We start from the raw sequence: 21,308 nt of genomic DNA, 5'->3' as shown, positions 1-21,308 counted from the left end.
TCACTCCGGTAGCCAGTGCCTGCCGTGCGCCGGTGGCTGTTCGGCCGGCCGTTCGATCGGCCGCGCAAGCGTCTCCTTCTCCTGACGCGCCCCCGGTGTCGAGAGCAGCACGGCGACCGCCGTGGTCAGCGGAACAGACAACGCAATCGCGATCCCGCCGACGAACGAGCGCGCCAGTTCCACGGCCACCATGTCGGTGGTGATGAGCGTCGAGAACGACTGCCCCGACACCGAGAACAACAGCAGCAGCGGCAAAGTGCTACCCGCATAGGCGAATACGATGGTGTACACCGTGCTGGCGATGTGATCGCGGCCCACCCGCATCGCAGCCTTGAACGTGTGCAGGGGCCCGGTCTGGTCCACTGCCGACAGCTCGAACACCGCGGAAGCCTGGGTGATCGTGACATCGTTGAGCACGCCGAGCGCACCGATGATGAATCCTGCGAGTAGCAGACCGTTCAGCGAGATGGCGTTGTTGTAGATCTGCAGATTGGTGGTCTGTTCCTGAGACAGGCCGGAGATGTGCATGGTCTCGATGGACAGCCAGGACAAGAACGCCGCCACCATGAGCGACGCGAGGGTGCCCAGCAATGCCGCACTGGTGCGCAGACTCACCCCGTGCGCCAGATAGATCACCACGAAGAGGATGGCCGCCGACGAGACGATGGCCACCGCCACCGGCGATTCCCCGTCCAGCATGGCCGGCAGGGTGAACCCGAACAGCACCACGAATGCGAACACCAGGCCGATGACCGACCGAAGGCCGCGCCATGCCGCGACCGCAACGATGGCCAGGACGAACACCGCCGCCCACACCCATATCGACGTGGACCGGGCGAAGTCGAAGAACGAGTAGTTCTCCGAACCGTCCACACTGGCCGCTCGAGACAGCTTGATCGAGTCGCCGACAGCAAGGTCGGGCTGGCCGGGTTGGGGCTTGCCCAGCTGGGCGTCACTGAGGTCGTCGCTACCGGAGTCCTGTTGCAGTCCGGCCTGCACCCGGTTGGTCGGGACCTCGATCAGCGTGTTGGCACCTTTGTTGGGCCCGGACGTCAGTTCCACCGTGTTCTGGATGCACGGGCCGTCTTTGACGGTCGTCACCGTCGCGGCACCCGCAAAAACCTGACCCGCCTGTGAGTTCAGGCAGTCAGCCATCGCCTGTGAGACCACCTGCCCGGTCTCGATCTCCACCGAGCCGCCGCCCGACGACTGGAATTGCACCGGTATGTCGTGGTCGCGGTCGCTCGGCCAGAGCATCACCAGACCCGCGACGACTGCGATCGCACACGCCGTCAACAACCCCACCACGAGTTTGGCGACCGCCGGATGCAGGTCGACGGCCGCGAGACCGTGGTGATGGTGCCGATGGGAATCGCCGGGGTCTTGTGGCTGCGTCACCCGGTCACCTTAGGCGGAAACCAGCGCTGGGCCCTACGAGGTGCGGTGTGCCCGGATCCCCGTTTCGCCCCGTCTTGCCCGTTTCCGCCCAGCACAGCCGGTTCGGACGGCAAACTGAATGGGTGCTCGACGAGATGCAGCGTGAGGCCACCGAACTGTTCCAGGCAGGCGAGTACACCCATGCGCTCGCGGAGTTCTCGGTACTGCGTGAGATCCGCGCGCGGCGCGAAGGTCCCTACTCGCTGATGTGCCTGTCCAACCTGCATGATGTCATCCGCTGTCTGGTGCATCTGGGCAAGTGGGAGGCGTGCGAACCGCTGTGCCGGGACCTGCTCGCCAAATACATGTTCACCCACGGCCCCGCCGACCCCGACACCGTCGACGTTGTCGGGCACATGGCCACCACATTGTCCGGCCTCGGTCGGCACACCGAAGCCGCCGAGCTGTACGGCCGCACCGCGGACGCCCTCGCTGCTGCAGGTCAGCACCGGAAAGCTCTCGGTATGCGCGACGCAGCCGCAGCCGCCTTGGCAGGCGCCCCCACCGCCCGGCCCTGATCGCACGGCTGACCAAGATCACACTTCGCATCCCTGGTCTGTCCGCACGCCGACTGCTTAGATACAAGTTGTGTCCATGAATCTATCGGCCGCCGAGCGCGCCTACCGCGACGTCAAGGGCCGGATTCTCTCCGGTTCGCTGGCCGGTGGCGAACTCATCAGCGAGGGCGAGGTCGCCGCAGCCCTGGGCATCTCGCGGACACCGGTTCGAGAGGCCTTCCTGCGGCTCGAGACCCAGGGGTGGATGCGGCTCTACCCCAAACGAGGGGCATTGATCGTGCCGGTCCCTGCAGACGAGGCAGAACACGTGATCGGGGCGCGCCACGCGGTCGAGACCGCCGCGGTCCGGGCGTTGGCGCACACCGATCGGAGCGCGATCGTCGAGTCGCTTCGCCAGAGAATCGCCCGGCTCGAGAGCCTCGCCGAGGCAGCCGAGGTGGACCAGTTCACCATCGAGGACGCCGGTTTCCACCGCTTGTTCGTGCAGGCCGCGAACAATCCGCTGCTGTCCGGCTTCTACGACACCCTGCACGATCGCCAACTCCGGATGACCAGCACGTCGGTGTTGCGCGACAAGGCCCAGATGGAGCGAATCATCAAGCATCACAACGAACTGACCGATCTGATCGAGGCGGGTGACACCGACGGGTTCGCCGCCTCGCTGGCAGCACACCTGGCGGCAGTGCACGATCTGCGCAGGCCTCCGGCATGAGGAATTGGCGCGGCGTGAGCGCCGCGATGTTCGCCATCGCCTGGGGCGGAAACGAGTTCACTCCCCTGCTCGTGTTCTACAAGAGCGAGTACGAGCTGTCCGGTCCCACCGTCGATGTGTTGCTGTTCGCCTACGTCCTCGGGATGATCCCGGCGCTCCTGATCGGTGGGCCATTGTCAGATCGGTTCGGACGCCGGCCGATCATGCGCCCCGCCGCGCTCATCGCCGCAGCCGGATCGCTGGTGCTGGCCGCCGCAGCCGACCAGGTCGCCCTCCTCGCCGTGGGCCGCATTCTGTGTGGCATCGCGATCGGCCTGGCGATGGCGGTGGGGACGAGCTGGATCAAGGAACTGTCCGTCGACAACGGCGCCAAGCGGGCCGCGATGAGCTTGACCGCGGGGTTCGGCGTCGGCGCCGGGCTGGCGGGAGTACTGGCGGAGTGGGGGCCCTGGCCTCACGTGCTGTCCTATGTCCTCAACGCCGGCGTGTGCCTGCTCGGCGCGGCGTGGGTGTGGAATGTTCCCGAAACCCGTCAGCGAGCCACCGCACCGACCCGCCTACGGGATGATCTGAAGATTCCTTCGCTGGGCCATCGCCGGTTCCTGTACGTCGTTGTCCCTGTGGCGCCGTGGGTCTTCGGCGCAGCAATCGGATGCCAGGCCATCCTGCCCACCCTGATGGCACCGAAGGTCGGCGGCGCCCCCATGGCGTTCGCAGCGCTGATCTCCGTGGTGACACTCAGCTGCGGGTTCGGCATCCAGGCCCTCGCCCGCCGCATCGACCGTCCCGACTCGGCGCGGGCCAGTCAGGTGGCTTTGCTCCTGCTCGTGGCAGGCATGGCGTTGGCAGCGCTCGCCTCCTCGATCCTGACCATCTGGGCGGTGCTGGTCGCCGCTGTTGTGCTCGGCGCCGGTTACGGGATCGCCCTCGTCGCGGGACTGTCCGAGGTGCAGCGGATCGCGCAGCCGGGCGATCTTGCCGGCCTGACAGCGGTGTACTACGCCCTCACCTATCTCGGGTTCGCGGTCCCGGCCACGCTGGCATATCTGCACGACTACATCCCCGGGGTCACCTATCCCTGGATGTTCGGGTTCGGTGCCGTCGCTGCCGCAGCCACACTCGCGATGATCAGTCGTCGGTCGCGCCGCGACCTGCCGTCCGCGTCGTCCGCACCCGCCCCGCTCGCATCAGCCCAGCTCTGACACTATCGATCTCGTGCCCGAACCTCGTAGTTTTTTTGTTCCCGGTGACGACGACAGCACGCTGATCCCCACCAAGTGGTCCGGCAGTGCCTGGGGCCCGGATCAGCTGAACGGTCCGGCCGTCTGTGCTGTGGCGGCCCGCGCCATCGAGCGTGAGTTCGCCGATCCGGACTTCGTGCCCGCCCGGATCACGATCGACCTGTTCAAGGCGGCCCGGAACCGGCCCACGGTGGTCACCACGGCGCTGGTCCGCTCGGGCCGACGCATCATCGTCGCCGACGCCGAGGTCCGGCAGGACGACGTCACCGTTGCACGTGCCACGGCTGTGTTCCTGCGGCGTTCGGCGCCGCCCCCCGGCGCCGAATGGCAACCGTCGGGCACCTTCAGCCCGCCGACCGACGAGGCGGAGGACATCACGCTACGACACCCGTGGCTGCAGTCAGGCGACGCCGACTGGACGCGGGATATCGGTAGCCACCAGAACGCCTCGCGCAAACGAGCGTGGAGCACCGCGATGCCGGTGCTGCCGAACGAACCCGCCTCACCGTTTGTCCACGCGGTGCAGTCCGCGGAGTCGACCAGTCTTGTCACCAACCTGGGCACCGACGGAATCGGCTACATCAACTGCGACCTCACCATGGCGTTGTCGCGCATGCCCGAGGGTGCCGAGCTCGGCATCGAGGCGGACAGCCACATCACCGCCGACGGGATCTCGGTGGGAACCGCCACCCTGTACGACCGGAAGGGTCCGTACGGGACCGGGATTGTGACCGCGGTCAGCAACCCGGCTGCGCAGATCGACTTCTCCAGCAAGTCTCGCTTGGTATAAACCATGTCCTGGGGCGCACTGGGAAAGGGCTGATCATGGACGCGACGACGCTGCCGAACGGGACCGTGCTGGGCGTCACCAAGGTCGGAGAAGGACCGGTTGCGCTACTCAACGGCGGCCTGGGGATGCCGTCGATGGTGTGGGACATCTGCGGCCTCGCCCCGGCCCTCGCGGACGCCGGATTCACCGTGATCAGTTACAACGCGCGCGGCCTGGCTCCGTCCTCGGCGCCGCCTTCGCCTTACTCGGTGGCCGACCTCGCCGACGACGCCGCGGCACTGCTCGAACATTTCGACGTTGACGACGCACTCGTCGTCGGATACTCGATGGGCTGCTACACAACTCAGGCCATGCTGCGCAGCCGTCCCGAATTGGTCAAGGCTGCAGTCCTTTTCGCCGGGCTACAGCCCAGCCCGATCGGTGCACTCGTCGGCGAGATGGAGCTGAGCCTCATCGAGCAGATCGGCGAGATACCCCGAGCAGTACTGGTTTTCGAGCAACTGATGACCACGTTGCACACCACGTTGCTGCAGGACCCGGCCACCGTGTCTGGCTGGCGGGACATGCTCAGCGGTTCCGATGGAGGCTGGGCGAGCCCGGACGGCTTCACCGGCCAGCTGACCGCGTCCTACGAGTGGATCAAGTCCGGCGAGCCGCTGCCCGAGCACCTGGCCGCCATCGATGTGCCGACCCTGGTGTTGGCGTTCGAACACGACCTGTTCTTCCCGCCCGAGCTGTCCCGAGCCACTGCGGCCCGCATCCCCGGTTCGGCGTTCGTCCAGATCGACGGCGCGGGCCACGGCGGGTTGTTCACCGGCCCCGGCGACAGCGTCGAGCTAATCGTCGAGTTCTGCCGTCAGCACGCAGGCTGACGGCCCGATCAGATCTGCTCGCCGTCCCATTCGTGGTCGTGCATGAAACCTTCCGCCAAACCCACGCGATACTTGAGTGAGTTCGTGAGGATATTGCTCAAGGCGAAGGGGATGCCCAGAAAAGGACCGATGTCGTCGCGTCGGGTGATGATCTCGTCGGTATGGCGGAAATCCCGAGCGAACCCGCGCAGCGTGTTGCCCTCGAGTGCAGATTTGCGCCAGCCGTAGAGGAGCATTCCCGGCCCAACCATTTTGCGGGCGTCGGGATCGGGGGTGATCACGTCGTCATTCTCGCCGAAGAATGCGCGGTCGACTCTGTTATGGGGTTCGAACATCAGAATGCCACTTGTAGAACGCGGGTTGCATTCAATGGTGAACAAACCCCGCTCCGGGTGTTCGATGAAATCGAACCCGATTTGACCGGTGAAATTGATTTCTTTCACCCGTTCGGTCACCCAGTCGGTGATTCCCGAATGTTCAACCGGCTCGTAACTGAGGCACGACTGACCATTGATTGCATATCGCACAGGGTAGATTGCATGCGCGTAGACCCTGCCCTCGTGGCACACCGAATATGTGCAGTACTTATCACCTTTGAGCCACTCCTGCGCCAGCCACGGATTAAGAGGATCAAATGTGAGACCGTCGGGTATTTCTCCGGGATTCACTTTATAAACCTGCTGTGAACCTCGCGAGTAAACCTGCTTCAGCGCGAACGGACTTTCAAAATCAAGCGCGGCCAACTCGGCCTCATCGCGAACCTGTGCGTACTTCAGGGTGGGCACGCCCAAGGTCTCCAGCAGCACCTGGTACTCGTATTTGTTGTGCAGCCGGTTTTCCGTCAGGAAATCGGAGAGCAGCAGGCGACACTCGGGCGGGAACTGATCCTGCGCCATCGCAAGGATGTCGGTCTCTTCGTGAATCGGTATGACGAGGTCGATCGATTCGGCCCTGACAATGCGCGCGATTTCGTCCACATATTCGCGTGGCTCGAACTTGGGCCGCGGAACGCGGAACACCTTTTGTACGGAATTCGAGAACCGTGTGATGGGAAATGGAATCGAATCGGCGATGAATACATTGTGCCCGCCGGCATTCATCAATCTGGCGAGATCGAGGGTGAGAAATGAACGCCCGAAAGTGATGAGAACATTTTTTCCGCTGCGAGTGGTCATCGTGCCTCGCTGCCGAACCGAAGAATGGCTTTCACCAGCGACATGGTAGCTTATATTCGCCGTCGGACAGGCGCCGGGTGGGCCTCGAATATTCCGGGCGGCGACGGAGGGTGTCGGGGTGTTCCTGATCGGTGTCTTGTTCGCCAGTGCGGCTGCCGTGGCCTACGGTCTGTCGACTGTGCTGCGCGCCCTCGGGGCCCGCAAGGCGGCAGTCGCGGCTCGCGAGCACGACAGAGAACACCAGCTGACCACTGAAGGTGGCCCGTCGGTCTCCTCGACGGTCGACACATTCAAGACCCGCGAGTTCATCCTCGGCACGTCACTGGTGGTGATCGGCTTCGGCGCCGGCGCGGTGGCCGCTCGGTTCCTTCCTCTCTTTCTGTCGCAGACCATCGTCTCGGCCAACCTCATCGTCACCGCCCTCGTCGGCACCGCTGTACTGGGGATTCGACTGCACGGTCGCGACTGGGTCGCGATGTGCGTGGTGGTGGCGTCACTGTGTGCGCTCGGGTTGTCGTCGTCGCATGAAGGCGGCGGCGGCGAACAACGCAGCTTCCACTACGGCCTGCTTTTCGCCACCTGCGTTCTGGCCGGACTGGCGCTGCTCGCTGTCTACAAGCTCGGCAAGCGTGGCGCGATTGTCGGCGGTGCTGCCGCCGGCCTGCTGTTCGGTGTCATCGCGATCTCGGTCCGCATCCTGCGCGGAATCGATCCGTTCGACATCGTCACCCTGCTCACCGACCCCGCAGCGTGGACCATCGCCATCGCCGGCGCAGTCGGCTTCTACGTCCACACCGTCGCCTTGCAGCTCGGGCAGGTCAACGGCGTCACCGCCGTGCTCGTGGTCGGCGAGACGGCCGGCCCCGGCATCATCGGCGTGGTCTTCCTCAACGACAGCGCAAAGCCCGGCCTTGGCTGGCTTGCCGTCATCGGGTTCATCGGCGCGGTGGTGGGTGCAGTCCTGGTTGCGTTGTACAGCTCCGTGGACGCCGACCACTTCGGCGAATCCGACACGGACAACGGCGGCTGGCGGCTGCGCAAACGTGGCAACGCGGACAGCCTCGGCACCGGGGACGACTTGGGCAAGGGCGACTCTCACACCTCGCCGACGACCGCTCCAACGGACAGACCAGATCAAGGCAACCCGCCGAATCAGTCGAATCGGCCAGATCGGTCGCACAGTCAACGCAGCCGACGGACCACCTGACCCGCGTCCGAACCTTCCACTGCCCGACCTTGAACACGGTACGTCCCCACGCGGCAGCGACGTTCACGCGTCAGATCAGTTACGCGGCAGGCCGTTCACACTATGGAGTTGTCAGGGTGCGTCCGCGGTCCCGGCGATGTGTCGGGTGCGGTGTTTCGCGGTGCGGTGCTGGTTTGTGTCAGTCAGGCAGCCTGAGTCAGGCTGCAAGGGTGAGGGTTCGGCGGTTGTAGGCCGGTAGTGGTTGTCGGGTGGGGTCGATGTCGGCGGGTGGGATGAGCCAGGGATGTCCGTCGGTGCCCATGGTGATGTCCCAGTCGGTGTGGTGCACGGCCCGATGGCAGGTGCGGCACAACAGACACCCATTACCGAGGGTGGTGGGTCCGCCGTCGGCCCAATGCACGATGTGATGGCAGTCCGACCAGGTCGCCGGCGCCCCACACTTGATGCAGCAGGTATCGCGAAGCAAGATTGCTTTACGCACTGGTCCGGTGAACAAACGCTTGGGTGGACTCAAATCGATCGGCACCTGCTGCCCGTCCAGGGTGATCGAGGTGATCACTGCATCACACGCGGCTGCTGCTGCGGTGGCTTCGGTGACCGGACCCATCCACCGCAGTGACGCAAGGTCGGGATGATCAGCCGGAACAGTCACCATCACTTCCGTTCTCGGCGCTGACACCAAACCCTGCCCGCCGCCACCGCAGTCGAGGAGTTGGTGCAGGGCGTCAGCGCGTCGTTGCGTCGGTGTGCGGGTATCGGCGCTGCCGTCCGGTTCAGGTCGGGGTCTGGACCATACGTCGAGCGTGGACATCATCTTCTCTGCGGTCACCGCATCCACATCAAACCTGCCCGATAGCCGGCCATCGTCAGTGATGACGTAGTCCAGAGTGTTCAACGAAACGTCTTCGGCGGCCGGCACCCCACCCGACTCCCCGGCGACCTCGTTACCTATCGCCCGGGCAATCCTTCCGATCTCGGCGGGTGGTGCACCAGAGATCGCATGAGCCACGAGTTTCCGCTCGACCTCACACCGGAAGTCGTCGCTCATCACACCCACCATGCGGCCGCGCACATGACTGATGCCCCGGACAATTGCGTCGACGTGCTCAGCGGAGAGGAACCCGTCCCGAAAGTATCCGGCTGTACGCTCCAACCCCGCCAGGCCGGTCCCGATGCGTAGCCATCGTGCCGCCGCCGCTGGGGCGGCACCGTTGGCCTGCACCACCTTCGAGGGTGTCGACCCCATAGATTTGGCGACACCGAGGCGGTCGATGATCGCCGCGCCGGCCGCCAACCGCGCCTCGACAGCATTACGCAGGGTGATCAGATCTTTCACCACCGCCACCACCCCGGCCGGATCATCCGGAAACTCCACCCTGATGACCTCATCAACCACATCGAGAACAGCCATCACCACACCCCCTCCAAGACAACAACACTGAGACAACAGAATTGGGACAGCCGATCACAATGGTGGCGTAGTCACACGTATCTCAGAGTCAGGTCTTGCGGACGATCAGCGTGTCATCACTCTACTGACTCGAACACCTGTTCGTATGTAGATCGTTTGGGTGAATCCTTCCGACACCCGACCGACGTCCAACCTTCATGTGGGCGAAAGTCAATCTCCAGAGTCGTTCGGGCGTGCTGTCCAGCCGCTGCGGGCCGGCGTCACAACGGCTGTTCGGTCGCCATCAGACCTGCAATGATGGCGGCGCACAATCGTTCTCGATCGTCGGCAGTGATGGCGGTCGCGATCAACTGATGTACTTGCCCGTCGATGGAAGCCGCCAGCAGGCGGGCTTGCAGTGGGGCGTCCGCAGATGGCGTGCCGGTACGGATGAGGTGCGGCACGAGTCGCGCGGTCATATCAGCGGCGAGGGCGGTGAACGCGTCGACCAACTCGGGAGTTCGCGGCGTGTGTTCACGCAGGACCGCAAAAGTGCGGGGATGACTGCCGTTGAGCCACACCACCGTCTCGACCATTGTGGTCACCATCTCGACGCGATTCGGCGCCGTCGTGTCGAAGCGGTCGCACAACTTCGTGAGGGCTGCCCGCGACTCCTCGACATGCCTCCACGCCAGCGCCGCCATGATCGCGTGCTTGTTCGGGAAGTACTGGTACAGCGATCCGATCGACACTCCGGCCACATCGGCGATGCGGTTGGTCGTCCCGGCTGCACCTTCGCTGTCGAAAACGCGAGTAGCTGCCTCCAGGATCACGTCGACCATGAAGCGAGATCGGTCCTGAACAGGCGTTTTCCGGGCACGGCTCATGAGACCTCAATGCGAGTTGTCATGCCCTCGACCTCCGTTGATGCTCAAAAGATGAACGAAGTCGAATATAGCGACGTCGCCGAATACGCCCGATTCCTTCCGCAGCGCTACCGAACCGCGATGCAGGCACCGGTCGCCACCTGGTGGCCGTGGGGTCGTCACCGCGTTCACGTGGCAAGGGCTGAGAATCCGTCTGCGCCGGCGCGAGTGCTGATCATCCACGGAGCCGGCGGCCATTCGGGTGCGCTGTGGCCATTCACCGCGGTAGCGACCCCCGGCGACGCAGACCTACTGGCACTTGACCTTCCGCTCTACGGACGCACCGAGACCGTCGACCCGGCGAAGGTCCGCTACCGCGACTGGGTTGATCTGCTGTGCGACTTCGTGACGGAGGAGACCCGGACCGACCCGAGACCCCTGGTTCTGTTCGGCGCAAGCATGGGCGGCATGCTGGCCTACGAAACAGCCAGTCGTACAGGCACTGCCGCAGCTGTGGTTGCAACCTGTCTGCTCGACACGTCGGACAGCTCCGCTCGAGGAGCCGCATCCCGCTGGGCGCCTCTCGGCATGGCCGCTCCACATACTCTCCCCCTGTTGTCGCGATGGGCGGGCGACGTGATGGTGCCGATTCGATGGCCGGCCCGGATGAGCGCCATGAGCAACAACCCTGGACTGACCCGGCTGTGCGCGGCAGACCCCCGAGGAGGTGGCGGTCGCGTACCGCTCGGATTCCTTTCCGACTGGTTCACCTACCGACACACCGCACCGGCGCAGTACGGCGGCCCAGCGATCACCCTGGTACACCCGGGAGCCGACCGCTGGACCCCGGCCGCGCTCAGCGAACGGTTCCTGGCAAAGGTACCGGGCCCGAACACCGTTGTCCGACTGACCAATTGCGGGCACTATCCCATCGAGGAACCCGGATTGACCCAACTCGAAGAGGCCGTCCGCGCGGTGATCGATTCAGTGGCCACATGAGGCCGCCGCCCCGAGCTGTCGAACGGCCGAGCCACTCACACCGACTGCGGGACCGGCGATCGATTCCTTCTGGCGATCAACCGCTTGTCCACAACATCGACGCCCACCACCACAGCAGCAGCGAGCCCCCATCCGAGGAGGATGTCGAGCACATAGTGTTCGGCCGTGTAGACCAACGTGAAGGCCATCGCAACGGCGTAGCCGAGGAACAACGTTCGCCCGAGTGCACGCACGCGTGGCCACATGAACAGCGCCAGGAACATCGTCAACCCCGCATGCAACGACGGGATTGCGGCAACAAGATTGGCTTTCGCCTGACCCAACTGGAGCAGGTTGGAAGCGGCGTGGATGTCGAGCACTTCCCACCCGCGCGCGGAGATGCGTTCGACGTAGGGCTGGGCGCCCGCGTTCTGCGGCTCCAGCTCCCCGAGCAGTCCACCATCATCGGCATAGAGCTGATTCATACATTCGGGTGCGCGCGGATAGTCCGCGACCTGCTCCGAGGTGCACCGGGCGGCTGCCCACGGCGGCGCTGCGGGCAGCAGGGTGTATCCCACCAGCGCCACAAACGTCATGATCAGGAAGCCGGCCGCGTACCGTCGCCACGCGTGGCGATTGCGCAGCCACAACACTGCGGCAGCCGCATACGGGATGATGAAGTACGACATGTAGACGACGCTGGTGAAGACTTCCCACCAGGGCGTGTCGGGTTGCTTCAGGCGTTCTTGCAACCACACCGTCGGATTCACCCCGAACAACATGTGGTCGAAGTCTGCGGCGAGCGACCAGTGCGTCGGCATCCCCATCCACTGGGCGATGTTCCGGGTGAAGTCGTAGAGCAGGAGTATCCCGGCAAATGGCAGCCAATCGATGATCACCGTGGTGACCCGTCGCCGCCCGATACTCGCTGCGGCCAGACCCAGGCACATCAGCAAGATCAAGCGCGTCCGGTCGAACGCGAGGCCGAGGAAGATCAGGTGCGCCACGACGACGCCCAGCCACAGGGTTGTCGCAACCCAGCGCCACACCCGCAGATTGCGCCACCAAGGCATCGGCAACCGGTCCACAGCGCTTTCCGACGCCACGTCGGACCGCTCGACCTCCTGTGTGCTCATTGTCGAGGCCCCCGCATACGCATTCGATACCCGCTGTTCGCCCAGAATTCGCAGAATGTTCCCACCAACAACCTAGGCGAAGTCTGCCGGATCTTGCCGGATGAAACCGGTGAACACATTTCGTGGTCTGAGTCACACTGAACGTGGACGGAACAGATCAAGCCGGTGGAGGTTACCCGCGTGCCCAACAAGTATCTGCGATACGGCGACCAGCGCTACATCATCAACAACGAGGCCGAGGCGCGGCTCAACCGCACACTCGAGGCGGTCTACGCCGATGGCAGCCGTGGGCACCAATGGCTGAGCCTCTACCGCGACTCCGAGGCCCCCTGCCGACTGCTGATCGCCACGGGCGTGCCCATCAGCATCGAAACCGAACTCTGCCTCGACGACTGACACACCGGCAAACCCCCACACCGAGACACAGCTGCGCACCAAGACACCGCCGCACCGAGACATCGCCGGATCCCCCACACGTGAGCGATAGGCTTCGGGCTGTGTCCGTGGCCCCTTCTGCAGATGACGAGGTCATCTACCGGACCACCCAGCTGATCACCTACCTCGGCAACAAACGTCAGCTGCTCGGCATGGTCGATGACGCACTGGCCTCCGTACAACAGCGGCTCGGCCGGCCGTTGGTGACACTCGACGCGTTCTCGGGCAGCGGCGTGGTGTCCCGGCTCGCCAAAGCCCGGTCGGACGTCGTGATCAGCAACGACCTCGAGAGCTACGCGCGCGTCATCAGCGAATGTTATTTGACCAACACGAGCGAGATCGACGACGGGGCGGTCCGTTCTGCCGTCGCCGAGATCAACGCCGAGGTCGAATCAGGTTTCCGCACAGACGGTTTCATCGCCCGTCACTACGCACCCGCCGACGACAGCCGAATTGCGCAGGGTGAGCGGGTCTTCTACACCACGGACAACGCCCGTCGACTCGACGCGTACGTCGCGCTGATCCATGCCCGGCCGCAGCCGATGCGGTCGCTGCTCCTCGGACCGCTGCTCTCGGCTGCGTCGGTGCACGCCAACACTTCCGGGGTGTTCAAAGGCTTCTACAAAGATCGCGGAACGGGCATCGGGAGGTTCGGCGGTACCGCCGCCGACGCCTTGGGCCGCATCACCCGACAGATCGTCCTGACCCCACCGGTCTTGAGTGTTCACCACGCCGAACGCCAGATCCTGCAGGCCGACGCCGGCGATCTGCCCGACCTCATCGGGCCGCTGGACGTGGCGTATCTCGATCCCCCGTACAACCAGCACCCCTACGGTTCCAACTACTTCATGCTCAACCTGATCGCCGAGAACCGGGAGCCCGCGCAGATGAGCCGCGTATCGGGCATCCCCCGCGACTGGAATCGCTCGGGGTACAACGTGCGGTCCACCGCCGGCCCGTTGCTGGCACGTCTCATCGACGACCTCGACACCAGGTTTGTCCTGATCTCCTACAACGACGAGGGATACATCTCGCCGGAACAAATGCGTGAGATCCTCGCCGACGTCGGTCCGGTCACCGAGATCACGCAGCGCTACAACACTTTCCGTGGCAGCCGAAACCTCGGCGGACGCAACACCCACGTCACCGAGCACCTTTATCTGGTCGAGAAGACCTGACCGGCCGACCGCTGCGACCGTTTTCCCGTAACGTCGGTGCGGTGCGAAATGTGCTGCAGTCGGTCCGCAATCAGGTCCTGTCGCGCGTCGACAAGATGATCGAGCCGTACCCCGTACACGACCTCCCCCACGGCCACATGATTCACCTGCCGGGGCGTGGCTCCACGTTTGTCACCGACTCCGGACCCAGGGACGCGCCGGCAGTCTTCCTGCTGCATTCGGTCCTCACCACCGGCCTGCTGTGCTGGTATCCGCTGATCCCCCAGCTGAACCAGGAGTTCCGGGTGATCACCCTCGACCAACGCTGGCACGGCCGCGGTATCCGCAACAAGCCTTTCGACCTCGACGACTGCGCAGACGACGTCGCCGCGCTTGCCGACGTCCTGGGCATCAACACCTTCACGGTCGCCGGATTCTCGATGGGAGGCGGTATCGCGCAGTTGGTCTGGCGACGGCATCCGGGCCGGGTCACATCAATGGTGCTGTGCTCCACCGGACCATTCTTCGGCAGCCACGACCCACAGCGGCAGACCAACATGTCGAACATCGGCAGGTTGATGAAGGTGATCCATCCGCCACACGTGCAACCCGAGGCCGCGAAACTCGACGACCGTTCGGTGCCCGACACCGTGTGGGCGCTACGCCAATTCCTTTCGACCCCGGTGTCGCGGCTGGGCACCCTCGGAGACGGCATGAGCTACTTCGACTCTCAGCCGTGGCTGGGCGAGATCGATGTGCCCACCGCAGTCCTGCTCTCGCTGAAGGATCGGGTGATCCCGCTGTGGCGCCAACGACTGCTGACCGACAACATCCCCGGTGTACTCACCGTCGAGGTGAACGGCGGACATGCGTGCTGCGTGCTCGAAGCCGACGAGTTCATCCCGAAGTTCCTGGACGCAGCACGGCGCGTCACCGCACACGTGAGAGAGACCGCCCCGGTCTAGCCCCGCGGCATCAGGGGGTCACGGATCGCACGCTTCGAGCAGCGCCTTCACCTCGTGTTCGAACGCGTGCATCAGCGGCCACGGGTCGGGCACGTGCTCTTTGCAGGCGATGGCTCCGATGTTGAGGTGTCCGTTCTGCGAAAAGACGGTGATGTTGACGCCCGAACCGTGGAACACCGGCCCGAGCGGGTACATCGCGTCGATCTTGGCGCCGAGGTAATACAGCGGGAAGTCGGGCCCGGGAACGTTGGAGATGACCAGGTTGAAGACAGGCGGATGATGTTCGGCCAACTCGTTCGACGAGTACAGCTTCATCGCCAGACCCATCGTGGCAGGTGGGATGAACTGCGCCCAGCCACGCAACAGGTTCGAGTCCATCGAGCCGTGATGGTCCTTTGACTTGCGTACCTGCTCACCGATCGTCGTGATGCGCTCCACCGGATCGGCCACGTCGGTGGCCAGCTTGGTGAACATGCCGGTCACCTTGTTGGTTCCCTGCGTGACGAGGTCGTCGTCGTTGTCGCCGTGCACCGACACCGGGACCATCGCCACCAGCGGCTGTTCCGGCAGTTCACCTCGGTCGTCGAGGTAGTTGCGCAGCGCACCGGCACACACGCTGAGCACCACGTCGTTGAGTTTGACGCCGAAGTGATCCTTGATCCGCTTGAGGTCGGTGAGCGACACCTGTGTGTAGGCGATGCTGCGATGCGGCGTGATCGACCTGTTGAACGGTGTCCGTGGAGCCCGGAACGGGGCCGGCATGGCCTCACCACGCAACGCTCGCGACACCCACTCGAACGGAACCTGCGCCGTCTTGGGCAGCAGCCGCGCGAAACTCAGCGGCCGCCTGGCGATCTGGAGAGCGCCGTCGGCGGCGAGGCCGAGGAGCGAGGAGTCGCCCGCGGTGCGGGACAGCGAAACGTCGTCGAGTTCCGGTGGTTCCGGTGTGAGAGTGCACAATTGGGCCAGCAGGTCCGAGGCGGTCACGCCATCGACGCCGGCGTGGTGCATCCGGAGCAACACCGCGATCTTGCCGTCGGCCAGCCCCTCGATGACCCACATCTCCCACAACGGCTTGCTGCGGTCCAGTGGGACCCCAGCGATGTGCGCGCAGAAATCGGCGAGCTCCTGCTGACCACCGGGCGCAGGCACCGCCACCCGGTGCACATGCCGTTCGATGTCGAAATTGCGGTCCTCGACCCACACCGGATGGTCGAGGTTCAGGATCGAGTCCCGCACCTTTCGACGGAACGTCGGCAACGCCCCGATCCGTCGCTCCAGCTCGTCGCGCATCTTCGCGAACGAATAGCCCCCTTGCACCGTCTCGGGATCCAGCTCGATCAACCCGATGATGTGCATCAACTGCGACCGCGTCTCCAGATACAGGAAGGACGCGTCAAGACCACTCAACCGTTCCACGTCTAACACCTTTCGAAGAAAAGTTGCTCCACCCCATTGACCAGTCCCACTCTGCTCGCACCGGCAGAGAAATACCTGTGGTTCAGCGATAAGGGCAGACGCCATAAGGTGGACGCATGCGCATTGGTGCCCACGTACGACAAGACAACGATCCCATCGGCAGAGCCGAAGAACTCGGCGCCGAGGTGTTGCAGATGTTCGTCACCGATCCACAGGAGTGGGGTAAGCCTCATCCGCACCCCCTGGCCCAGCAGATCCGGGACTCCCCGATCGACGTCGTGGTGCACAGTTCGTACCGCATCAACGTCGCCAGCCTCAACAACAGGCTGCGGATGCCATCGCGGCAGGCGGTCATCAATCAGGCCCAGGCGGCCGCCGACCTCGGCGCCTTCGGGCTGGTCGTGCACGGTGGACACCTCCGCGACGACGAAGACGCGGCGACCGGATACGAGAACTGGCGCAAGCTCTTTGAGCGGGCCGCCGACAAGGGTGGCTTCCCCGTCCCAATCCTCATCGAGAACACCGCCGGTGGTGACAACGCCTTGGCCCGCAGCCTCGAGAACATCGAGCGCCTGTGGGAGGCCGTCGGCGATTTCGACAACGCCGGCTTCTGCCTCGACACCTGCCACGCATGGGCCGGGGGCGAGGACCTCGTGGACATCGTCGAACGGGTCAGGGCGATCACCGGCCGCATCGACCTGCTCCACCTGAACAACTCCCGCGACGAGTTCGACTCGGCCCGCGACCGGCACGCCAACCTCACGTCCGGTCACATCGATCCCGACGTTCTGGTGGCCGTCGCCAGGGCCGCCGACGCGCCGGTGATCCTGGAGACCCCCGAAGAGGGTCTCGCCGACGACGTGCAATACCTACGCGAAGCCCTCAGCTGAGGATTCAACGCTCACCGGTCACACCGTGGATCTCGTTGCGGATGGCCTGCATCCGCTGATCGAGCACGTTGGCGGTGCCGGCCGCGACGGTCAGTTCGTCGAGCAGGTGGGCCGGCACGGTGCGGTCGTACTTGTAGTAGATCTTGTGCTCGAGGCTCGCCCAGAAGTCCATGGCGATGGTCCGAACCTGTAGTTCCACCTTCACCGGCAACTGGCCGGTGCTGAGGTTCACGGGCGTCTCGACGATGGTGTGCAGGCCGCGGTAGCCATTCGGCTTGGGCTCTGCGATGTAGTCCTTGGTCTGTAGCGTCCGCACGTCGGGCTGCGCGCAGAGCAGCTCGGTGAGCCGGTACGCATCAGAGATGAAGCTGCAGGTCACACGCACGCCGGCGATGTCGTCGAGACGGTTGGCCAGCGATTCGGGGTCCACCGGGATGTCGCGGCGTCGGGCCTTGGCCAGCAGGCTCTCGGGGGTCTTGACCCGCGAGCTGATGTGCTCGATCGGGTTGTAGTCGTTGAGGTAGGCGAACTCGTCGCGCAGGATCTCGATCTTCGTGACGATCTCGTTGATCGCAAACTGGAACGGCAGCATGAACTTTCGCAGACCGTGACCGATCTCGATGAGATCAGCCGGCGCCAGATCACGCTCCACGCCTTCGGCGGTGAGCCATCGGACCAGCGGTGTGTTCGCGTGGCCTGGCTCATCGCGTCCGGGCAGATCAGTTCGGGGCAGATCAGTGCGGTCGGTCAGGTCGGTCATGTGTCCATCGTGCCTGAGCCGTGCGGCATACTGACCCACATGCGGCTCGGGGAGGATCCGGCACCATGACCGTCACACCGCAATCTCCGGAACTGCGTCGCGAACTCGGACTCGGCGACGCGGTTGTCACAGGACTCGGCGCGATGCTCGGCGCGGGTATCTTCGTCACCCTCGCCCCAACCGCGGGTGCTGCCGGATCCGGCCTGCTGATTGCGCTGGCCATCGCAGCCGTTGTCGCCTACTGCAATGCGAACTCGTCGGCGCGACTGGCTGCCAAGTACCCGTCTGCAGGCGGGACCTACGTGTACGGCCGTGAGCGCCTCGGCATGTTCTGGGGTTACCTCGCCGGCTGGGGTTTTGTCGTCGGTAAGACCGCGTCATGCGCGGCGATGGCGCTGACCGCCGGTTTTTATCTGTGGCCCGAGCACGCACACGCCGTTGCGGTCGCGGTGACGCTGGCACTGACCGCGATCAACTACGTCGGAATCCAGAAGTCGGCGTGGGTGATCCGGCTACTCGTTGCGGTTGTGCTGATCGTGCTCGTGTCCGTGGTGGTCGCAGTCGCGGCCTCGCCTGATGTCGACGCCGCACGCCTCGATCCCACATCGGGCCTGTCGGCGACCGGTCTCCTCGAGGCCGCGGGCTTGTGGTTCTTCGCGTTCGCCGGTTACGCCCGCATCGCCACCCTTGGCGAGGAGGTGCGCGATCCGGTCCGCACCATCTCGAGGGCGATCACGATCGCGCTGGCGGTGGTGGTGGTGATCTATGCGCTCGTGGCGGTGGGGGCGCTGGCCGTCATGGGCGCCGATGCGCTCAGCGACTCGAACGCCCCGCTTGTAGACGTGGTGCGCGCTGCGGGCGCGCCGGCCCTGGTCCCGGTGGTCACCATCGGTGCGGCCCTGGCTGCGCTCGGCGCGTTGCTCACCTTGATCCTCGGGGTCTCGCGGACCACGCTCGCGATGGCTCGCGACGGCAATCTGCCCCGTGCCCTCGCCGCGGTCCATCCCCGCTTTCACGTCCCTCATCGCGCCGAGGTGGTCGTCGGCATCGTTGTCGCGGTGCTGGCCGCGACGTTCGACGTACGCGACGCCATCGGATTCTCCGCGTTCGCCGTCCTCATCTACTACGCCATCGCAAATCTGAGCGCTCTCACTCTCGAGGGGCCACGGGAGTGGTGGCGTAAAGCCGTTCCGGTGGCCGGGCTGATCGGCTGTCTGGTGCTCGGATTCAGCCTGCCGGCCACCTCGGTGATCGCGGGGGTGGGCGTTCTCGCCATCGGCGCCGCGCTCTATGGGCTGCGCCTGCTCCGCCGCCGGTCAACCGCAGATCACTGATCGCCCGCGCAGTGGCGCAAATCATCATTTCTCTTCGACACAGCGTTTGTGCGTCGTGGTATGCAGATGTATATTTGAGTTGTTACTGGTGAGTAACTTAGCGTGCAACGAGCCCATGGGCGCTCACTCGCCACTCTCAACGGCAGTTTTACGATTGCAAAGGATTCTGCAATGGGGCATTACAAGAGCAATCTCCGCGACCTCCAGTTCAACCTCTTCGAGATGTTGAAACTCGACGAGGTCCTCGCGAGTGGTGAGTTCGGCGATCTAGATCGCGAGACCGCCATCGACATGCTGCGGGAGGTGAACAACCTCGCACAAGGCCCGCTGGCCGACTCGTTCACCGAGTCCGACCGCAACCCACCGGTCTTCGATCCCGAGACCCACTCGGTCACCGTTCCAGAGGCCTTCAAGAAGTCGTACAAGGCCCTGACCGACGGCGGCTGGGACAAGCTCGGCATCGACGAAGAACTCGGCGGCCTGCCGACCCCGCGGTCGCTGTACTGGGCCATCGGCGAACTGATCCTCGGCGCCAACCCGGCCACGTTCATGTACGCCGCCGGCGCCGGCTTCTCCAACATCTTCTACAACAACGGCACCGAAGAGCAGAAGAAGTGGGCTGCCATCAGCTCCGAGCGCGGCTGGGGCGCCACCATGGTGCTGACCGAGCCCGACGCCGGTTCCGATGTCGGCGCCGCCCGCACCAAGGCCGTCAAGCAGGACGACGGCACCTGGCACATCGACGGTGTGAAGCGCTTCATCACCTCCGCCGACCAGGACATGACCGAGAACATCATCCACCTGGTGCTGGCCCGCCCCGAGGGCGCACGGCCCGGCACCAAGGGACTCTCACTGTTCTTCGTGCCCAAGTTCCACTTCGACCACGAGACCGGCGAACTGGGCGAACGCAACGGCGTCTACGTCACCAACGTCGAGCACAAGATGGGCCTCAAGGTATCGGCCACCTGTGAACTCACCTTCGGTCAGCACGGCGTCCCCGCCAAGGGCTGGCTCGTCGGCGAGGTGCACGACGGCATCGCGCAGATGTTCGACGTCATCGAGCACGCACGAATGATGGTCGGCACCAAGGCAATCGCGACTCTGTCCACCGGTTACCTGAACGCACTCGAATACGCCAAGGAGCGTATCCAGGGCGCCGATATGACCCAGATGACCGACAAGGCCGCACCGCGCGTGGCCATCACGCACCACCCGGATGTTCGCCGATCGCTGATGCTGCAGAAGGCCTACTCCGAAGGCCTGCGCGCGGTATACCTCTACACCGCATCGCACCAGGATGTGGTTGCCGCACAGCTCGTCTCAGGTGCTGACAAAGAGATGGCATTCCGCGTCAACGACCTCCTGCTGCCGATCGTCAAGGGCGTCGGCTCCGAGAAGGCATCCGAGCAGCTCATCGGATCGCTGCAGACCCTCGGTGGCTCCGGCTTCCTGCAGGACTACCCGATCGAGCAGTACATCCGCGACGCGAAGATCGACTCGCTGTACGAAGGCACCACCGCCATCCAGGCGCAGGACTTCTTCTTCCGCAAGATCATCCGCGACAAGGGCCAGGCACTGGCCCACGTCGCCGGACAGATCAGCTCGTTCATCGAGTCCGAAGCGGGTAACGGCCGGCTCAAGGCCGAGCGCGCTCTGCTCAAGACCGCACTCGACGACGTCCAGAGCATGGCCGCCACCCTCACCGGCTTCCTCATGGGAGCCCAGGAGCAGCCGACCGAGCTGTACAAGGTCGGACTGGGCAGCGTTCGCTTCCTCATGGCCGTCGGTGACCTCATGATCGGCTGGCTGCTGCTGCGCCAGGCCGAGGTCGCCCTCGCCGCACTCGACAACGGTGCATCCGAAGCAGACACCGCGTTCTACAACGGCAAGATCGGCGTCGCCAGCTTCTTCGCCAAGAACGTCCTGCCCGAACTGACCGCCGCACGCGGCATCATCGAGAACATCGACAACGACGTGATGGAGCTCGACGAAGCCTCCTTCTAGTCCGAAGCGTTGAAAAGAGTGG

20 protein-coding genes are annotated in these 21,308 nt (G+C 64.5%); 13 read left to right on the top strand and 7 right to left on the bottom strand.

Annotated features, from left to right (window positions below):
* Entirely contained in the window at nt 1-1,398 is a 1,398-nt protein-coding gene (locus ACVWY6_RS00230; RefSeq protein ID WP_457535494.1) for a YibE/F family protein, read from the bottom strand.
* Nucleotides 1,399-1,520: 122 nt separating this feature from the next.
* Here ACVWY6_RS00230 and ACVWY6_RS00225 point away from each other — a divergent pair, with 122 nt between their 5' ends.
* The 5 genes from ACVWY6_RS00225 to ACVWY6_RS00205 all read left to right on the top strand — a co-directional run bounded on the left by ACVWY6_RS00225 (nt 1,521) and on the right by ACVWY6_RS00205 (nt 5,570).
* Nucleotides 1,521-1,955, top strand: coding sequence for a tetratricopeptide repeat protein (locus ACVWY6_RS00225; RefSeq protein WP_457535493.1), 435 nt, complete (start codon nt 1,521-1,523; stop codon nt 1,953-1,955).
* Between the two features lie 76 nt (nt 1,956-2,031).
* Nucleotides 2,032-2,667: a GntR family transcriptional regulator gene (locus ACVWY6_RS00220; protein ID WP_457535491.1), complete on the top strand. Its 636-nt coding sequence runs from the start codon at nt 2,032-2,034 to the stop codon at nt 2,665-2,667.
* A complete protein-coding gene (locus ACVWY6_RS00215) occupies nt 2,664-3,869 on the top strand; it encodes an MFS transporter (RefSeq protein ID WP_457535489.1) in 1,206 nt (401 codons plus the stop codon). The genes ACVWY6_RS00220 and ACVWY6_RS00215 overlap by 4 nt, the downstream gene beginning before the upstream one ends.
* A gap of 13 nt (nt 3,870-3,882) precedes the next feature.
* Complete coding sequence (locus ACVWY6_RS00210; protein ID WP_116917009.1) at nt 3,883-4,698, top strand: acyl-CoA thioesterase domain-containing protein; 816 nt, start codon at nt 3,883-3,885, stop codon at nt 4,696-4,698.
* A gap of 35 nt (nt 4,699-4,733) precedes the next feature.
* Entirely contained in the window at nt 4,734-5,570 is an 837-nt protein-coding gene (locus ACVWY6_RS00205) for an alpha/beta fold hydrolase (RefSeq protein ID WP_457535487.1), read from the top strand.
* A gap of 8 nt (nt 5,571-5,578) precedes the next feature.
* On the opposite strand, the gene ACVWY6_RS00200 is transcribed toward ACVWY6_RS00205, so the two are convergent.
* Nucleotides 5,579-6,745, bottom strand: coding sequence for an ATP-grasp domain-containing protein (locus ACVWY6_RS00200; protein WP_457535486.1), 1,167 nt, complete (start codon nt 6,743-6,745; stop codon nt 5,579-5,581).
* 118 nt (nt 6,746-6,863) lie between these two features.
* Between ACVWY6_RS00200 and ACVWY6_RS00195 the strand changes: the two genes are divergently transcribed.
* Nucleotides 6,864-7,952: an EamA/RhaT family transporter gene (locus ACVWY6_RS00195; RefSeq protein WP_457535484.1), complete on the top strand. Its 1,089-nt coding sequence runs from the start codon at nt 6,864-6,866 to the stop codon at nt 7,950-7,952.
* Nucleotides 7,953-8,148: 196 nt separating this feature from the next.
* Here the strand turns inward: ACVWY6_RS00195 and ACVWY6_RS00190 are convergent, their stop codons facing one another.
* Both ACVWY6_RS00190 and ACVWY6_RS00185 read right to left on the bottom strand, forming a co-directional pair.
* Nucleotides 8,149-9,363: a DUF222 domain-containing protein gene (locus ACVWY6_RS00190; protein ID WP_457535482.1), complete on the bottom strand. Its 1,215-nt coding sequence runs from the start codon at nt 9,361-9,363 to the stop codon at nt 8,149-8,151.
* 260 nt (nt 9,364-9,623) lie between these two features.
* The gene (locus ACVWY6_RS00185) at nt 9,624-10,184 is read right to left on the bottom strand and encodes a TetR/AcrR family transcriptional regulator (protein ID WP_457535480.1); all 561 of its coding nucleotides are present in this window, start codon (nt 10,182-10,184) and stop codon (nt 9,624-9,626) included.
* A gap of 96 nt (nt 10,185-10,280) precedes the next feature.
* On the opposite strand from ACVWY6_RS00185, the gene ACVWY6_RS00180 reads away from it, so the two are divergent.
* Nucleotides 10,281-11,207: an alpha/beta hydrolase gene (locus ACVWY6_RS00180; RefSeq protein WP_457535478.1), complete on the top strand. Its 927-nt coding sequence runs from the start codon at nt 10,281-10,283 to the stop codon at nt 11,205-11,207.
* 35 nt (nt 11,208-11,242) lie between these two features.
* Here the strand turns inward: ACVWY6_RS00180 and ACVWY6_RS00175 are convergent, their stop codons facing one another.
* Entirely contained in the window at nt 11,243-12,322 is a 1,080-nt protein-coding gene (locus tag ACVWY6_RS00175) for a phosphatase PAP2 family protein (protein WP_116917006.1), read from the bottom strand.
* A gap of 180 nt (nt 12,323-12,502) precedes the next feature.
* Between ACVWY6_RS00175 and ACVWY6_RS00170 the strand changes: the two genes are divergently transcribed.
* The 3 genes from ACVWY6_RS00170 to ACVWY6_RS00160 all read left to right on the top strand — a co-directional run bounded on the left by ACVWY6_RS00170 (nt 12,503) and on the right by ACVWY6_RS00160 (nt 14,879).
* Nucleotides 12,503-12,718: a hypothetical protein gene (locus tag ACVWY6_RS00170; protein WP_062796916.1), complete on the top strand. Its 216-nt coding sequence runs from the start codon at nt 12,503-12,505 to the stop codon at nt 12,716-12,718.
* Between the two features lie 101 nt (nt 12,719-12,819).
* On the top strand, nt 12,820-13,935 hold the full coding sequence (locus ACVWY6_RS00165) for a DNA adenine methylase (RefSeq protein WP_457535477.1): 1,116 nt from the start codon (nt 12,820-12,822) through the stop codon (nt 13,933-13,935).
* Nucleotides 13,936-14,030: 95 nt separating this feature from the next.
* On the top strand, nt 14,031-14,879 hold the full coding sequence (locus tag ACVWY6_RS00160; RefSeq protein WP_457536818.1) for an alpha/beta fold hydrolase: 849 nt from the start codon (nt 14,031-14,033) through the stop codon (nt 14,877-14,879).
* Nucleotides 14,880-14,897: 18 nt separating this feature from the next.
* On the opposite strand, the gene ACVWY6_RS00155 is transcribed toward ACVWY6_RS00160, so the two are convergent.
* Nucleotides 14,898-16,298, bottom strand: a complete 1,401-nt coding sequence (locus ACVWY6_RS00155) for a WS/DGAT/MGAT family O-acyltransferase (protein WP_023960133.1) — start codon at nt 16,296-16,298, stop codon at nt 14,898-14,900.
* Between the two features lie 116 nt (nt 16,299-16,414).
* On the opposite strand from ACVWY6_RS00155, the gene ACVWY6_RS00150 reads away from it, so the two are divergent.
* On the top strand, nt 16,415-17,188 hold the full coding sequence (locus ACVWY6_RS00150) for a deoxyribonuclease IV (RefSeq protein WP_023960134.1): 774 nt from the start codon (nt 16,415-16,417) through the stop codon (nt 17,186-17,188).
* A 4-nt stretch (nt 17,189-17,192) separates the two neighbouring features.
* On the opposite strand, the gene ACVWY6_RS00145 is transcribed toward ACVWY6_RS00150, so the two are convergent.
* Entirely contained in the window at nt 17,193-17,948 is a 756-nt protein-coding gene (locus ACVWY6_RS00145; RefSeq protein WP_084248146.1) for a GTP pyrophosphokinase, read from the bottom strand.
* A gap of 65 nt (nt 17,949-18,013) precedes the next feature.
* On the opposite strand from ACVWY6_RS00145, the gene ACVWY6_RS00140 reads away from it, so the two are divergent.
* Together ACVWY6_RS00140 and ACVWY6_RS00135 are read left to right on the top strand one after the other, a co-directional pair.
* The gene (locus tag ACVWY6_RS00140) at nt 18,014-19,282 is read left to right on the top strand and encodes an APC family permease (RefSeq protein WP_457535475.1); all 1,269 of its coding nucleotides are present in this window, start codon (nt 18,014-18,016) and stop codon (nt 19,280-19,282) included.
* Nucleotides 19,283-19,453: 171 nt separating this feature from the next.
* Nucleotides 19,454-21,286, top strand: a complete 1,833-nt coding sequence (locus ACVWY6_RS00135) for an acyl-CoA dehydrogenase (RefSeq protein ID WP_062796911.1) — start codon at nt 19,454-19,456, stop codon at nt 21,284-21,286.
* The last annotated feature ends 22 nt before the right edge of the window (nt 21,287-21,308 follow it).

The sequence above is a fragment of the Williamsia sp. R60 genome (assembly GCF_054063855.1).
The sequence above is the reverse complement of the archived record's forward strand: the minus strand, read 5'-3'. Positions and strand labels throughout refer to the sequence as shown.